This is a genomic window from Uliginosibacterium sp. H1 (genome assembly GCF_036017065.1).
GTDB lineage: Bacteria > Pseudomonadota > Gammaproteobacteria > Burkholderiales > Rhodocyclaceae > Uliginosibacterium.
In genome coordinates, this window is the sequence record NZ_JAYXHR010000001.1 from 1,958,737 (window position 1) to 1,973,120 (window position 14,384).

Below are 14,384 nucleotides of genomic sequence, written 5' to 3' on the forward strand. Positions count from 1 at the left end.
CAATCAGAACCTTCGCCGGACACCCGCATGCCCCAGCCCGTCGCCGACAACCGCAACAGCCCCGACACCCGCGAGCGCATCCTCGACGCGGCGGAATGGCTTTTCGCGGAGCATGGTTTCGACGGCACCTCGATGCGCCAGATCACCAGCCAGGCCTCGGTGAACCTCGCCGCCGTGAATTACCACTTCGGCAGCAAGGAAGCGCTCTTCCATGAAGTCTTCCACCGCCGCCTCAACCAGCTGAACCTGCTGCGCCTGCAGGAACTCGACAAGCTGGAACAGGAGGTCGGCGACGCGCCGCTGAAGCCCAGCCAGGTGCTGGAAGGCTTCTTCGGCCCGGCGCTGGAGATGGCTGCCGACACCACCCACGGCGGCCACACCTTCATGCGCCTGCTGGGCCGCACCTACACCGAGCCGGCGGAGTTCGTCCGCAAGTTCATGGCCGAGGAGTACGCCGAGGTGATGGAGCGCTACACCGTGGCGCTGTACCGCTCCCTGCCTGACGTGCCGCGCGCCGAGATCGTCTGGCGCCTGCACTTCATGATGGGCGCGGTGTCCTACGCCATCTCCGGCATCGACGCACTGGCCCTGGTGACCGGTCGCTTCGACGACGACCCCGCATTGCTCAAACCCCGTCTCACCTCCTTCCTGCTCGGCGGCCTGCGCGCACCGCTGCCCGAGCAGGTCATGCAGGACACCAAGCCGGCCCGCTGAGGGCCGCCCAAGAACACCCCCGATATTTCCCTGGAGAACCTTTCATGATCTGGCTGACGATTCTTGCCCTGCCCGTCGTACTCATGGTGCTGGCCGTATGGCGCGCACCCTGGGTGTTCTGGGTGGCGGCCAAGGCCCTGTGGGTCATGGCGCTGTGCGCGGTGGCGGGCTGGCCGGATGCGGTGAGCATGGCGCTGGTGCTGCTGGTGGTCGCCGGCGGCATCCTCTTCGGCCTCAAGCCGCTGCGTCGCGCGCTGGTGACGAAGCCGGTCTTCCGCGCCTTCCAGAAGATCCTGCCGCCGATGTCCGAGACCGAGCGCACCGCCATCGAGGCCGGCACGGTGTGGTGGGAAGGCCAGCTCTTCTCCGGCAAGCCGGACTGGAACGTGCTGCTGAAATATCCGCAGCCCGTGCTGACGCCGGAGGAACAATCCTTCGTCGACAACGAGACGGAAGAGCTCTGCCGCCTCACCGATGACTGGCAGACCACCCACGTCCATAACGACCTGTCGCCGGAAGCCTGGCAGTACATCAAGGACAAGGGCTTCCTCGGCATGATCATTCCGAAGGCCTTCGGCGGCAAAGGCTTCTCCGCCTATGCCCACTCGCAGGTCGTCACCAAGCTGGCGACGCGCAGTTCGGCGTCTGCGGTGAGCGTGATGGTGCCCAACTCGCTAGGCCCGGCCGAGCTGCTGCTGCACTACGGCACCGACGAGCAGAAGGCCCACTACCTGCCGCGCCTCGCCCGCGGCGAGGAGATTCCCGCCTTCGCGCTGACCAGTCCGCAGGCCGGCTCCGACGCCGCCTCCATCCCGGATTCCGGCGTCATCTGCAAGGGCACCTGGCAGGGCCAGGAAGTCATCGGCATGCGCGTCACATGGGACAAGCGCTACATCACGCTGGGCCCCATCTGCACCATCCTCGGCCTCGCCTTCCGCCTGTACGACCCGGACGGCATGCTCGGCGACACGGAGGACCTCGGCATCACCTGCGCCCTGGTGCCGCGTAACCACCCGGGCGTGAACATCGGCCGCCGTCACTTCCCGCTCAACGCCGTCTTCCAGAACGGACCGAACTGGGGCACGGACGTGTTCATGCCGCTGGACTTCATCATCGGCGGGCCGAAGATGGCCGGCCAGGGCTGGCGCATGCTGATGGAATGCCTGGCCGCCGGCCGTTCCATCTCGCTGCCCGGCTCCAACACCGGCATGATGAAACTGACCGCCCGCGCCGTCGGTGCCTACTCCCGCGTGCGCAGCCAGTTCAAGACGGCCATCGGCCGCTTCGAAGGCGTGGAGGAGCCGCTGGCGCGCATCGGCGGCAACCTGTACATGAGCGACGCGGCACGCGTGATGACCGCCGGCGCCATCGACCTCGGCGAGAAGCCCTCGGTCGTCTCCGCCATAGTGAAGTACCACATCACCGAGCGCGCCCGTCAGGCGGTGAATGACGGCATGGACATCCTGGGCGGCAAGGGCATCTGCATGGGCCCGAGCAACTTCCTCGGCCGCGCCTACCAGCAGATCCCCATCGGCATCACCGTGGAAGGCGCCAACATCCTGACGCGCAGCCTGATCATCTTCGGCCAGGGCGCGATCCGCTGCCATCCGTACGTGCTGAAGGAAATGATGGCGACGCAGGAGGCCGACAGCCAGCGTGGCCTGCGCAACTTCGACGAGGCCTTGTTCGCCCATGTCGGCTTCACCGTCAGCAACGCGGCACGCAGCCTGTGGATGGGCCTGACCGGCTCGCACTTCGTCGGCACGCCCAAGGTGGCGCCGGAAACCCGCCGCTACTACCAGCAGCTCACCCGCTTCTCCGCCGCGCTGGCCTTCGTGGCCGATGTGTCGATGCTGGTGATGGGCGGCGACCTGAAGCGCCGCGAGAAGCTGTCGGCCCGCCTGGGCGACATCCTGTCGATGCTCTACCTGTGCTCGGCCGCGCTGAAGCGCTACGAGTCGGAAGGCCGCCAGCAGGCCGACGCGCCGCTGCTGCACTGGTCCATCTGGGATGCGATGTTCAAGGCGCAGAACGCCTTCGAGGGCGTCATCTCCAACTTCCCGAACAAGTTCATCTCCACGCTGCTGCACCTGATGATCTTCCCGTTCGGCCGTCCCTACGTGGTGCCGTCCGACCGCCTCGGCCATGAAGTGGCGCGGGTGCTGATCGAGCCGGGCCCCGCACGCGACCGACTGGTGGCCAACAGCTACGCACCGGCTGACGAGGACGACGCGGTCGGCGTGCTGGAAGCCGCCCTGCTCGCCGCCGTGGCTGCCGAAAGCGTCGACGCGAAGGTGCGCGCCGCGCAGAAGGCGAAGCAACTCACCTCGCGAGGCGACGCCGCGCTGGACGAAGCACTCGCCAAGGGCATCATCAACGCGCAGGACAAGGCCGTGCTGGAGCGCCGCGAGGTGCTGCGCCAGAAGGTCATCCGCGTCGACGACTTCCCGCAGGACTTCGGCATCGGCGACGCCAACGCCCATGTGCGCGGCGAGGACATCGGCGACGTGCTGCACGTACGCGGCAACAGCAAGGCGGTGGCCTGAGCATGGCGTTCAAACCGGTCTACATCATCGACGGTGCGCGCTCGCCTTTCCTGAAGGCGAAGAATGCGCCGGGGCCGTTCGCGGCCTCGGACATCGCTGCCATCACCGGCCGCGCGCTGCTGTCGCGCCAGAAGTTCACGCCCGAGCAACTGGACGAGGTCATCCTCGGCTGTGCCTCGCCCTCGCCGGACGAAGTGAACATCGGCCGCGTGGTGGCGCTGCGCATGGGCTGCGGCCTCAAGGTGCCGGGCTGGACGGTGATGCGCAACTGCGCCTCCGGCATGCAGGCCATCGACTCCGCGCTGACCAATATCCAGGCCGGCCGCGCGCACCTTGTGATGGCCGGTGGCGTCGATGCGCTGTCCCGCGCGCCGCTGTTGTTCAATGACGCGGCCGTGCGCTGGCTGTCCCGCATGAGCACCGCCAAGACCCTTGGGCAACGCATCGCAGCGCTCAGCCAGATCCGACCCGGCTTTCTCTTCTCGCCGGTGATCGGCATCGTCAAGGGCCTGACCGATCCGGTGGTCGGCCTGATGATGGGCCAGACTGCCGAAAACCTCGCCTGGCGCTTCGGCATCACGCGCGAGCAGATGGACGAGTTCGCCGTACGCAGCCACCAGCGCGTGGCCGCCGCGCACGACTCCGGCGATTTCAAGGCCGAGCTGGTGCCGTTGATCGACGCCAAGGGCAAGGTGTACGCGGAGGACGACGGCCTGCGCCGCGACGCCTCCATGCCCAATCTCGCCAAGCCACGTCCCGTCTTCGACAAGCGCCACGGCAAGGTCACGGCCGGCAACAGCTCGCAGATCACGGACGGTGCAGCATGGACCATCCTCGCCTCTGAAGAGGCGGTGGAAGCGCTCGGCGTGCGTCCGCTCGGGGTCATCCGCGACGCGCAGTGGGCCGGCCTCGCGCCGGAGCAGATGGGCCTGGGTCCGGTGCATGCCGCTACGCCCATCCTCGAACGACATGGCCTGAGCCTCAACGACCTGGATGCCTGGGAGATCAACGAGGCCTTCGCCGCGCAGGTACTCGGTTGCCTGCGCGCCTGGGAGGACGCCGACTACTGCCGCGAACACCTCGGGCTCGACGGCGCGCTCGGCACGCTGGACATGAAGAAACTGAACATTGATGGCGGTGCCATCGCCATGGGTCACCCGGTGGGCGCCAGCGGCGCGCGCATCGTGCTGCACCTGTTGCACATCCTGCGGCGCGGCGAAGGCGATCCGGCCGGACGCCGTGGCATCGCCAGCATCTGCATCGGCGGCGGCCAGGGTGGCGCCATGCTGGTGGAGGCCCTGTGATGAACACGTCGAACGCCACAAACGCCACGAATGCCATGAGCACCGCACTCCGCCACTGGCACCTGGACCGCGACGCCGCCGGCATCGCCTGGGCCGCCATCGACGTCGCCGACAGCGGCGCCAACACGCTGGGCAGCGACGTGCTGCGCGAGTTCGGCCTGCTGCTCGATCAACTTTCCGCGCAGCCGCCCAGGGGCCTCGTCATCCTTTCCGGCAAGAGCGCGGGCTACATCGCCGGCGCCGACCTGGAGGAATACACCCGCATCGAGACGACCGAGGGCATCGCGGAGATCATCCGCCGCAACACCGCGCTCTTCGACCGCCTGGAAGCCCTGCCCTTCCCCACGCTGGCGCTGATCCGCGGCCACTGCATGGGCGGTGGCCTGGAGCTGTCGCTGGCCTGCCGCTACCGCATCGCGGTGGACGAGCCGGGCACCCGCCTGTCGCTGCCGGAAGTGATGCTCGGCATCGTGCCCGGCTGGGGTGGCATGAAGCGCCTGCCACGCCTGATCGGCCCGGCGGCGGCGATGGACATGATGCTGACCGGCAAGGGCATCGACGCCCGCCGCGCGAAGAAGATGGGCCTGGTGGACGACGCCGTGCCGCCACGCGTGATGGAAGCCGCCGCGCGCAACGTGGTGCTGTCCGGCGCGCCGGCGCATCGCCCGCCTTTCCTGCAACGTCTGCTCAACGGCCCGCTGAAGTTCGTGGTAGCCAGCGGTGCCCGCAAGCAGGTGGCGAAACGCGCGCGCCGCGAACACTACCCGGCGCCTTACGCGATCATCGACACCTGGCAGCGTTACGACGGCGACTGGCTGCAGATGCCAGCCAGCGATCCGAGCTCGCTGTCCTCCATCTTCGCGCAGGGCACCGCACGCAACCTCGTGCGCGTGTTCTTCCTGCAGCAGCGCCTGAAGGGCCTGGGCAAGCAGGATATCGCCGACTTCAAGCCACGCCATGTGCATGTGATCGGCGCCGGCGTGATGGGCGGCGACATCGCCGCCTGGTGCGTGCAGCGCGGCATGACCGTGACGCTGCAGGACCAGACGGTGGAGCGCATCGCACCGGCCATCGCACGCGCGGCGGAAGGCTTCGGCAAGAAGTGGCGCAACGACCGGCGCGAAGTGCGCTTCGCGCTGGATCGCCTGATCGCCGACCCGAGTGGCGGCGGCGTGGCGCAGGCCGACGTCATCATCGAGGCCATCTACGAGAACCTCGAGGCCAAGCAGGCGCTGTTCCGCGATCTCGAACAGCGCGCGAAGCCGGACGCCGTGCTGGCCAGCAACACCTCCAGCCTGAAGCTGGAAGACATCGCGCAGGCCATGGCACAACCGCAACGCCTGGTGGGCATCCACTTCTTCAACCCGGTGGCGAAGATGCCGCTGGTCGAGGTGGTGCGGGGTGCCGACAGCGACGACGGCCAGGTGGCGCGTGCCACCAGCTTCGTGCACAAGCTGGACAAGCTGCCGCTGCCCGTGAAGAGCGCGCCCGGCTTCCTCGTCAATGCCGTGCTCGGCCCCTACCTGCTGGAAGCCATGCGCTGCGTGGATGAAGGCATCGCGCCCGAAGTGGTCGACGAAGCCGCGCTGGCCTTCGGCATGCCGATGGGGCCGATCGAACTGGCCGACACCGTGGGCCTGGATGTCGCCATGGCGGCCGGCAAGGGACTCACCGACGCGGCCGCGCCGCCGCGACGCCTGCAGGCCCTGTTCGACGCCGGCAAGCTGGGCAAGAAGACCGGCGAAGGCTTCTACACATGGCTGGACGGCAAGCCACAGAAAAAGGCAGTAACACAGGCCGCCGCGCAGGTGCCGGCGGGCCTCGCCGACCGCATGATCCGCCCGCTGCTGGAAGCGACCCAGCGACTGGTCGCCGAGGGCGTGGTGGCGGACGCGGAACTCGCCGACGCCGGCGTGATCTTCGGAACGGGCTTCGCGCCTTTCACCGGCGGCCCGATGAACTATCTCGCAGCAAGGAAGTAACGATGGGCAACACCACCACCCTGCCGGACAAGCAACCGGCATTGCGGGTCATCCCGATGCCGAAGGACCTCAACGCGGCCGGTGACGTATTCGGCGGCTGGATCATGGCGCACGTGGACATCGCCGGCTCCATTCCCGCACTGCGGCGCGCCAAGGGACGCGTCGTCACCGTTGCTGTCAATTCCTTCGTTTTTCACGAACCCGTCTTCACCAGTGACCTCGTCAGCTTTTATGCCGAGGTGATACGTGAAGGCACTACTTCCATCACCGTGGAGGTAGAGGTCTACTCCGAGCGCAATCCGGCGGACCCGAAGGTCTACCGGGTCACCGAGGCACAGCTGACCTATGTCTGCATCGATGCCAAGGGACAGAAGCGCCCATTGCCCCCCACATAGAAACCTGTTCGCCCTGTCAGCATGTTGCATGTCGGCGTTCCGGCCACCGGCGCAGCAGATAAAACCCACAACCGGAATCCAGCTAGAGGAGAAACCCAAACCATGAAACAGAAGAACATCACCCTGATCGTGGCCGCCGCCATTGCAGCCATGACCGCCGGCACCGCCGCCGCGTCCGGCTTCCAGTTGCTGGAGCAGAACGCCAGCGGCCTGGGCAACGCCTACGCGGGTTCGGCTGCCGTCGCGGAAGACGCCAGCACCATCTACTTCAACCCGGCCGGCATGACGCAGCTGAAGCAACGCGAGTTCTCCCTCGGCGGCGCAGCCATCAAGCCCTCGTTCAAGTTCACCAACAACGGTTCGAACGTCGCCCCCGCCACCAACAGCGGCAACGGTGGCGACGCCGGCGACTGGGCCGTGCTGCCGAATGCCTACCTGTCGTGGGGCGTCACCAAGGACATCTACCTCGGCCTCGGCCTGGGTGCACCGTTCGGCCTCAAGACCGAGTACGACGACGACTGGGTCGGCCGTTACCAGGCCACCCTGTTCGACATCAAGACCTACAACCTCAACCCATCGATTGCCTGGCGGGTGAACGACAAGGTCTCGCTGGGTTTCGGCCTGAACTACCAGCGCATGGAAGCCACCTACGAGCGCTACGCCGCAGTGGTGAACTCGGCCACCCGTAGCACCAAGGTGTCGCTGGATGCGGATGGTGACGCCTGGGGCTGGAACATCGGCGCGCTGTTCAACGTCAGCCCTTCGACCAAGGTCGGTATCTCCTACCGTTCGGAGATCGAGCATGAACTGGAAGGCGACCTGACCTCGAACAACCAGCTCGTGGCACCGAACGCCGCCGCGAGTGCCGACGTGACCCTGCCGCAGACCTTCATCCTCAGCACCACGCAGAAGCTGAACAACCAGTGGGAAATGATGGGTGATATCTCCTGGACGGGCTGGAGCTCCATCCAGAAGATCGACATCAAGCGCACGGGCACGACGGTGCAGTCGCTGGACGCGGAGTTCCGTGACACCTGGCGCGTGGCGCTGGGCGCCAACTACCAGATGAACTCCTCCTGGAAGCTGCGCGGTGGCGTGGCATGGGACCAGTCGCCGGTGCGCGGCGCTTCCACCCGCCTGGTGTCGCTGCCGGACAACGATCGCGTCTGGCTGTCGGCAGGGGCGCAGTGGAAAGCCAGCGAGGCCTCGCGCCTGGACTTCGGCCTGTCGTACCTGATCATCGGCGACACCGAGATCGACAACAACCAGCTGGCCGCCGGCCGCGGTCGCGTCACCGGCACTTACGAAGGCAGCGTCTTCATCGTCGGCGCGCAGTACTCGCAGGCTTTCTGAGCCCTCACCCTGAACGGGCGGTCCCGGCCGCCCGTTTGTCATCTGCAGCATTCATCTGCATCACGAGGAGTCCGACGTGAGCAAATTCCGCATCCGCAAGGTGGCCGTGCTGGGCGCTGGCGTCATGGGCGCGCAGATCGCCGCCCACTGCGCCAACGCCGAAGTACCGGTCATCCTCTTCGACTTGCCGGCCAAGGACGGCAAGCCCAACGGCATCGTGCAGAAGGCCATCGACGGCCTGAAGAAACTCGAGCCCTCGCCGCTCGCGACCAGTGACCGCGTGCAGTACATCGAGGCCGCCAACTACGACCAGCACATCGCTCGCCTCGCCGAGTGCGACCTCATCATCGAGGCCATCGCCGAGAAGATGGAATGGAAGCTGGACCTGTACAAGCGGGTGGCACCGCACGTGCGTGCCGACGCCATCTTCGCCACCAACACCTCCGGCCTGTCGATCAACGCGCTGTCCGAGGGTTGCCCGGATTCGCTGCGCCCGCGCTTCTGCGGCGTGCACTTCTTCAACCCGCCGCGCTACATGACGCTGGTGGAACTGATTCCCTGTCGCGGCACCGACGCCGCGCTGCTCGACCAGCTGGAAGAATTCCTCACCACCACGCTGGGCAAGGGCGTGGTGCGCGCGCTGGACACGCCCAACTTCGTGGCCAACCGCGTCGGCGTGTTCTCGATGCTGGCGGTGATGCACCACACGCAGCGCCTGGGCCTCGGCTTCGATGAAGTCGATGCGCTGACCGGCCCGCTGATCGGCCGTCCCAAGAGCGCCACCTATCGCACTGCCGACGTGGTGGGCCTGGACACGCTGGCGCACGTCATCAAGACGATGACCGACAACCTGCGCGACGATCCCTGGCACAAGCACTACCAGGCACCGGAGTGGCTGTCGTCGCTGATCGCGAAAGGTGCGCTCGGACAGAAGACCAAGGCCGGGGTGTATCGCAAGGACGGCAAACAGATCAAGGTCATCGACCTGGCGAAACAGGATTACCGCGACAGCGCCGGCGAAGCCGCCGAGGAAGTCGTCGCCATCCTGAAGAACAGGAACCCGGCTGAGCGCTTCACGCAGCTGCGCGCGAGCACGCATCCGCAGGCGCAGTTCCTGTGGAGCATCTTCCGCGACGTGTTCCATTACGTCGCCTTCCATCTGGCGCACATCGCCCATAACGCGCGCGATGTAGACCTCGCGATGCGCTGGGGCTTCGGCTGGGCGCAGGGCCCCTTCGAAACCTGGCAGGCCGCGGGCTGGAGGCAGATCGCCGAAGCCGTGCGCGATGAAATCGCCGCCGGCAAGGGCATGAGCGATGCGCCGTTGCCGGCCTGGGTGTTCAGCCACGACCGCGTGCATGGCGAGCCGGGCTCCTTCTCTGCGAAGAGCGGCCTGTTCGAGCCACGCTCCACGCTGCCGGTCTATCAACGCCAGTTGTTCCCCGAGCGGGTGTTCGGCGAGAGCGGCGAATTCTCCCTGCAACACACCGGCAAGACAGTGTGGGAGAACGACGAGGTCCGCCTGTGGACGCTGCCCGATGACGATGGCAAGCGCGTCCCCGTGCTGTCCTTCAAGAGCCAGATGTGCGCGGTGGGGCCGGTGGTGCTGGACGGCATCATCGAAGCGGTGCAACGCGCCGAGGCCGACTACGACGGTCTGGTCATCTGGCAGCCGAAGGCGCCCTTCTCCGTCGGCGCCAACCTGAAGCAGATCCGCCCGGTGCTGGAGGCGGGTGACTTCGTCGGCCTGGAGAAGATCGTCGCGCGCTTCCAGGAGATGAGCCAGACCATCAAGTATTCGCAGGTGCCTGTCATCGCCGCGGTGAACGGCATGGCGCTGGGTGGCGGGTGCGAGATCGTCATGCATTCCACTCGCGCGGTGTGCGCGCTGGAGAGCTACATCGGCCTCGTCGAGGCTGGCGTGGGGCTGATCCCGGCCGGTGGCGGCTGCAAGGAGTTCGCCATCCGCACCGGCGCCTGGGCTGCGCAGACCGCCAGCAACGACGCGATGATCTGGTTGCAGAACATCTTCCAGACCATCGCCATGGCCAACGTGTCGAAGAGCGCCAAGCAGGCGAAGGAACTGTTCCTGCTGCGCGAATCGGACACGGTCATCTTCAATCCGCAGGAACTGCTGTACGTCGCGCGCAAGACCGCGCTGGGCATCGCCGCGGCGGGCTACCGCCCCAAGCTGGCGCCTGCCGGTGTGCCGGTGACCGGCCGTGCCGGCATCGCCGTGCTGGAGATGATGCTGGTGAACATGCACGCGGGCGGCATGATCTCCGACCACGACTACCGCGTGTCGAAAGCCGCCGCCACTGCGTTGTGCGGCGGCGAGGTGGACGCCGGCACGCTGGTCAGCGAGAAGTGGCTGCTGGACGTGGAGCGCGCGCAGTTCGTCGACCTGCTGCGCACCGAAGAGACGAAGGCACGGTTGATCCACATGCTGGAAACCGGCAAGCCCCTGCGCAACTGAGTAGGAGACTGACATGAGCAAACAGATCCAGGACGCCTACATCGTCGCCACCACCCGCACGCCGGTGGCCAAGCGTCGCGGCGCATTCCGCAACGTCCGGCCGGACGACATGCTGGCCCACGTGATCCGCAGCGTCGTCGCCAAAGCGCCGGGGCTGGACCTTCACGAGATCCGCGACGTCATCGTCGGCTGCGCGATGCCGGAGGCCGAACAGGGCATGAACGTCGCGCGCATCGGCCTGCTGCTGGCCGGCCTGCCGGACACGGTGCCGGGCATCACCATCAACCGCTTCTGTTCGTCCGGCGTGAATGCGGTGGCGGATGCGGCGAAGGCCATCCAGCTCGGCGAGGCGGACGTGATGATCGGCGCCGGCACCGAGTCGATGACGGTCATGCCGCAGATGATGGGCAACAAGGTGTCGATGAACCCGGCCGTGTTCGAGCGCGACGAGAACCTCGCCATCGCCTACGGCATGGGCCTCACCGCCGAATGCGTCGCCACGCAGTACAAGGTGTCGCGCGAGGACCAGGACGCCTTTGCGCTGGCCTCGCACCAGAAGGCCGTCGCCGCCATCGCGGCGGGCGCATTCCGTGACGAGATCACGCCCTACGCGGTGATGGATCACCTGCCCGACTTCGCCACCAGCACGGTGCGCGTCGCCGAGCGCCTGGTGGACACCGACGAAGGCCCGCGCCCCGAGTCCTCGCTGGAGGCCCTGGCGAAGCTGCGCCCGGTGTTCGCCGCAAAGGGCAGCGTCACCGCCGGCAACAGCTCGCAGATGTCGGATGGCGCGGCCGCCGTGCTGCTGATGAGCGAGGCGGCGCTGAAGCGCTACAACCTGACGCCGATCGCATGCTATCGCGGCTACGCGGTGGCCGGTGTGCCGCCGGAGGTGATGGGCATCGGCCCGGTGGAGGCGATTCCGCGCGTGCTGAAGCAGGCAGGCGTGGCACAGGACGCGCTGGACTGGGTGGAACTGAACGAGGCTTTCGCTGCGCAGGCACTGGCGGTCATCCGCACGCTGGGCCTCGACCCCGCGAAGGTGAACCCGCAGGGCGGTGCCATCGCACTGGGCCACCCGCTGGGGGCCACCGGCGCGATCCGCACCGCCACGCTGATGAGCGCCATGCAGCGCGACCCGAAGCTGAAGTACGGCATGGTGACGATGTGCATCGGCACCGGCATGGGCGCGGCAGGTCTGTTCGAACGCGTGTGACGCGAACAGCCCGTCGACAAGAAAGGCCGCCTGCGGGCGGCCTTTCTTTTTCTTGCGGTCGGGATTAGCGGGCTACGGCATCCGCGTCGTTCCCGCTATTCGTATCACCATCCGCACCACCATCCGTACCGCCCAGCATCCGCAGCTTCTGCGCCAGCAGGCCCAGCGACTCGTGCAGGACATAGAAGCCCGCATACGCCGTGGTGGCCGATGGCAGGTAGTCGAAGAACTCCTCTCCATTGGGCCCCTGGTTGAAGTACGCCGTCGGCGCCGCGTACACCGTGAAGCCCTGCGCCTCGAACTCGCGGCGCGCACGCGGCAGGTGCGCGGCATGGCTCACCAGGGCAATCCGCTGGACGCCCGCTGCGCGCAGCATGGGTGCGCTCAGGCGCGCGTTGTCGTAGGTGTCGAGCGATTCGGTCTCCAGCCAGCGCGGACTCACGCCGTACTCTTCCAGCGCGGTCTTCATCGCCAGCGCCTCCGGGCGAACGCCGGTGGGTGCACCACCGGAAGCGAGCACCGGCAGCCCGGTCTGCCTGGCAAGCAGGGCACCGTAGCGCACGCGCTGCAGGGTGATGCGGTTGACGCTCGAGGTACGGCCCAGCTCGGGCGCGTTGCGCACCTGGCCACCGGCCAGGATGACGATGGCCTGCGCTTCGCGCAGTTCGGCCGCACTTACCGGCGGATCCGACTCCAGTTCCCGCGCCGCCCAGCCGACGCTGACCGGCGTGCTGACCAGCAGCCCGAGCACGACGCCCGACCACGCCAGCGCCCTGCCCAGCCGCGGTTTCCTGCGCAACAGCAGCAGGCCGGCAGCAGTCAGCCACAGGGGCAGCAGTGGAGGTTGGAGCATCACGCTCAGTATTTTCTTGGCGACAAACAGCCAGCTCATGGAGTCTCCCGATGCGCGAAGGCGCAGCAGCCAGTATTATCGCGACCATCCAGGCCCCCGCCGAGGGCTCACCATCGAGAGGAGATGCATTGAGCGCACGCACGATCATCGTTGGCCTGATCGTTTTGCTGGCGATCTACCTGTGTTTCCTGCTGCTGCGCTACCTGCGCCTCGGCCGCCCGTCACGCAAGACGTCCCCTTCCCTGCAGTTCCGCGAGCCCTCGCTGCCCGTCGCCGCACGGGACCCGCTGGCCGACGACGACATGGCCGATGCCAGGGTCAGCCTGGGGGGTCGCGATCCGCTCGCGGCCGTCTACGGCCGGACCGAGCCGGATGACCACGATGGCGAGGACGACGACGCCGACAACAGCATCCAGGCCGCCGTCGAACGCCAGCGGCCACGCCCGCCGGCCGAACCCGACGCGTCCAGCTTCGGTTTCGACGCCTTGCTGGAAGTGCGCCAGATGCGCCACATCATCGACGGCCTGAAGGCCCGCCTCGATAGCCAGGACGCCTACATCCACCAGTTGCAGGAACAGATCGACAAGATGCGGGCCAGCCAGCGCGTCGCGCCGCAGTACGGCGAAGCGGTGGCCCTGGCGCGCGATGGTTACGATGCCCTCAGCATCGCCGAACGCTGCGGCATATCCGTGTCGGAAGCCGAGATGGTGCGATCCCTGGCCAATCCCGATCCCAAGGACGATCAATGAAAGAAGAATCCCGCGACACCGCGCCGGCCGGCGGCAACGAGAACCGCCGCCAGTTGATCCTGCGCGGCGCCATTGCCACGGCGCTCATCGTCGCCCTGCTGGCGGGCCTGCTGATGGTGGAAGGCGGGTCCGACGAAGAACCGGCGCCGACCGCGCGCGTCGTGGCCGGCCCGGGATCGTCCATCTCCCAAGGCGCGCGCGACGCCGTGCGCCAGTCGCCCGATGCACCGGAGGTGCGTACCGCAGCCGATGCAGCGGAGGCCAGCGCGCCCGCGGCCGCACCGGAAGTCAGCGCGCCCCCCCTGCCCCCTGCCGGCAGCGCCCCGGTGGTCGCCGAAGAGAGTGCCGACCCCGCTGCGGGCAGCATGCTGGGTGTGCCGCCCACCCCAGCCGGCGCCAAAACCGCGCCCGCCCCGCAGCCGCCCCCCGCAAGACCTGCTGCGCCGGGCGACGTCAGCCGCCTGGTGCTGCAATCGGCTCCGCCAGCACCGCGCCCTGCACGGCCCGCCGAGGAAGGCTTCACCCTGCAGGTGGGCGTGTTCTCCAGCCACTCCAATGCGCAGGAGCTGTTCGACAAGCTCAAATCCAACGGCATACCCAGCCAGCTGGAGACACGGGTCAGCGTCGGCCCCTTCAAGACCCGCGAGGAAGCGCAGGCCGCCCAGCAGAAGCTCGCCCGCCTGGGCGTCGAGCGCGGCATCCTGGTCGCGCCCCGCAAGTGAGCCCCGTGGGCCACGGCAGGAAAGGCGCAGGGAAGATGGCCAGGGAGCCAAGGAATTGGCAAGGGTTTTCCCCG

General features: G+C 67.5%; 11 protein-coding genes. 10 read left to right on the forward strand and 1 reads right to left on the reverse strand.

Annotated features, from left to right (window positions below):
• Positions 1 to 27: 27 nt before the first annotated feature.
• The 8 genes from VVD47_RS08860 (at position 28) to VVD47_RS08895 (ending at position 11,986) form a co-directional block, all read left to right on the forward strand.
• Positions 28 to 714, forward strand: coding sequence for a TetR/AcrR family transcriptional regulator (locus tag VVD47_RS08860; RefSeq protein WP_327603042.1), 687 nt, complete (start codon positions 28 to 30; stop codon positions 712 to 714).
• 44 nt (positions 715 to 758) lie between these two features.
• A complete protein-coding gene (locus VVD47_RS08865; protein WP_327603043.1) occupies positions 759 to 3,260 on the forward strand; it encodes an acyl-CoA dehydrogenase in 2,502 nt (833 codons plus the stop codon).
• Between the two features lie 2 nt (positions 3,261 to 3,262).
• Positions 3,263 to 4,564, forward strand: a complete 1,302-nt coding sequence (locus VVD47_RS08870) for an acetyl-CoA C-acetyltransferase (protein ID WP_327603044.1) — start codon at positions 3,263 to 3,265, stop codon at positions 4,562 to 4,564.
• Positions 4,565 to 4,599: 35 nt separating this feature from the next.
• Positions 4,600 to 6,546, forward strand: a complete 1,947-nt coding sequence (locus tag VVD47_RS08875) for a 3-hydroxyacyl-CoA dehydrogenase NAD-binding domain-containing protein (protein WP_327603045.1) — start codon at positions 4,600 to 4,602, stop codon at positions 6,544 to 6,546.
• 2 nt (positions 6,547 to 6,548) lie between these two features.
• Entirely contained in the window at positions 6,549 to 6,941 is a 393-nt protein-coding gene (locus VVD47_RS08880) for an acyl-CoA thioesterase (RefSeq protein ID WP_327603046.1), read from the forward strand.
• Between the two features lie 102 nt (positions 6,942 to 7,043).
• On the forward strand, positions 7,044 to 8,294 hold the full coding sequence (locus tag VVD47_RS08885; RefSeq protein ID WP_327603047.1) for an OmpP1/FadL family transporter: 1,251 nt from the start codon (positions 7,044 to 7,046) through the stop codon (positions 8,292 to 8,294).
• Positions 8,295 to 8,370: 76 nt separating this feature from the next.
• Complete coding sequence (locus VVD47_RS08890; protein ID WP_327603048.1) at positions 8,371 to 10,770, forward strand: 3-hydroxyacyl-CoA dehydrogenase/enoyl-CoA hydratase family protein; 2,400 nt, start codon at positions 8,371 to 8,373, stop codon at positions 10,768 to 10,770.
• Positions 10,771 to 10,783: 13 nt separating this feature from the next.
• Complete coding sequence (locus VVD47_RS08895) at positions 10,784 to 11,986, forward strand: acetyl-CoA C-acyltransferase (protein WP_327603049.1); 1,203 nt, start codon at positions 10,784 to 10,786, stop codon at positions 11,984 to 11,986.
• A gap of 64 nt (positions 11,987 to 12,050) precedes the next feature.
• On the opposite strand, the gene VVD47_RS08900 is transcribed toward VVD47_RS08895, so the two are convergent.
• A complete protein-coding gene (locus VVD47_RS08900; RefSeq protein ID WP_327603050.1) occupies positions 12,051 to 12,878 on the reverse strand; it encodes a YdcF family protein in 828 nt (275 codons plus the stop codon).
• Positions 12,879 to 12,967: 89 nt separating this feature from the next.
• Between VVD47_RS08900 and VVD47_RS08905 the strand changes: the two genes are divergently transcribed.
• Positions 12,968 to 13,588: a DUF2802 domain-containing protein gene (locus VVD47_RS08905; protein ID WP_327603051.1), complete on the forward strand. Its 621-nt coding sequence runs from the start codon at positions 12,968 to 12,970 to the stop codon at positions 13,586 to 13,588.
• Entirely contained in the window at positions 13,585 to 14,310 is a 726-nt protein-coding gene (locus tag VVD47_RS08910) for an SPOR domain-containing protein (protein WP_327603052.1), read from the forward strand. Before VVD47_RS08905 ends, VVD47_RS08910 begins: the two co-directional genes overlap by 4 nt.
• Positions 14,311 to 14,384: the final 74 nt, after the last annotated feature.

Bases quoted from the DNA above. Each gene is read 5' to 3' on its own strand.
- VVD47_RS08900 (WP_327603050.1), bottom strand. From the start codon at position 12,878: ATGAGCTGGCTGTTTGTCGCCAAGAAAATACTGAGCGTGATGCTCCAA.
- VVD47_RS08865 (WP_327603043.1), top strand. From the start codon at position 759: ATGATCTGGCTGACGATTCTTGCCCTGCCCGTCGTACTCATGGTGCTG.
- VVD47_RS08860 (WP_327603042.1), top strand. From the start codon at position 28: ATGCCCCAGCCCGTCGCCGACAACCGCAACAGCCCCGACACCCGCGAG.
- VVD47_RS08910 (WP_327603052.1), top strand. From the start codon at position 13,585: ATGAAAGAAGAATCCCGCGACACCGCGCCGGCCGGCGGCAACGAGAAC.
- VVD47_RS08885 (WP_327603047.1), top strand. From the start codon at position 7,044: ATGAAACAGAAGAACATCACCCTGATCGTGGCCGCCGCCATTGCAGCC.
- VVD47_RS08870 (WP_327603044.1), top strand. From the start codon at position 3,263: ATGGCGTTCAAACCGGTCTACATCATCGACGGTGCGCGCTCGCCTTTC.
- VVD47_RS08880 (WP_327603046.1), top strand. From the start codon at position 6,549: ATGGGCAACACCACCACCCTGCCGGACAAGCAACCGGCATTGCGGGTC.
- VVD47_RS08895 (WP_327603049.1), top strand. From the start codon at position 10,784: ATGAGCAAACAGATCCAGGACGCCTACATCGTCGCCACCACCCGCACG.
- VVD47_RS08875 (WP_327603045.1), top strand. From the start codon at position 4,600: ATGAGCACCGCACTCCGCCACTGGCACCTGGACCGCGACGCCGCCGGC.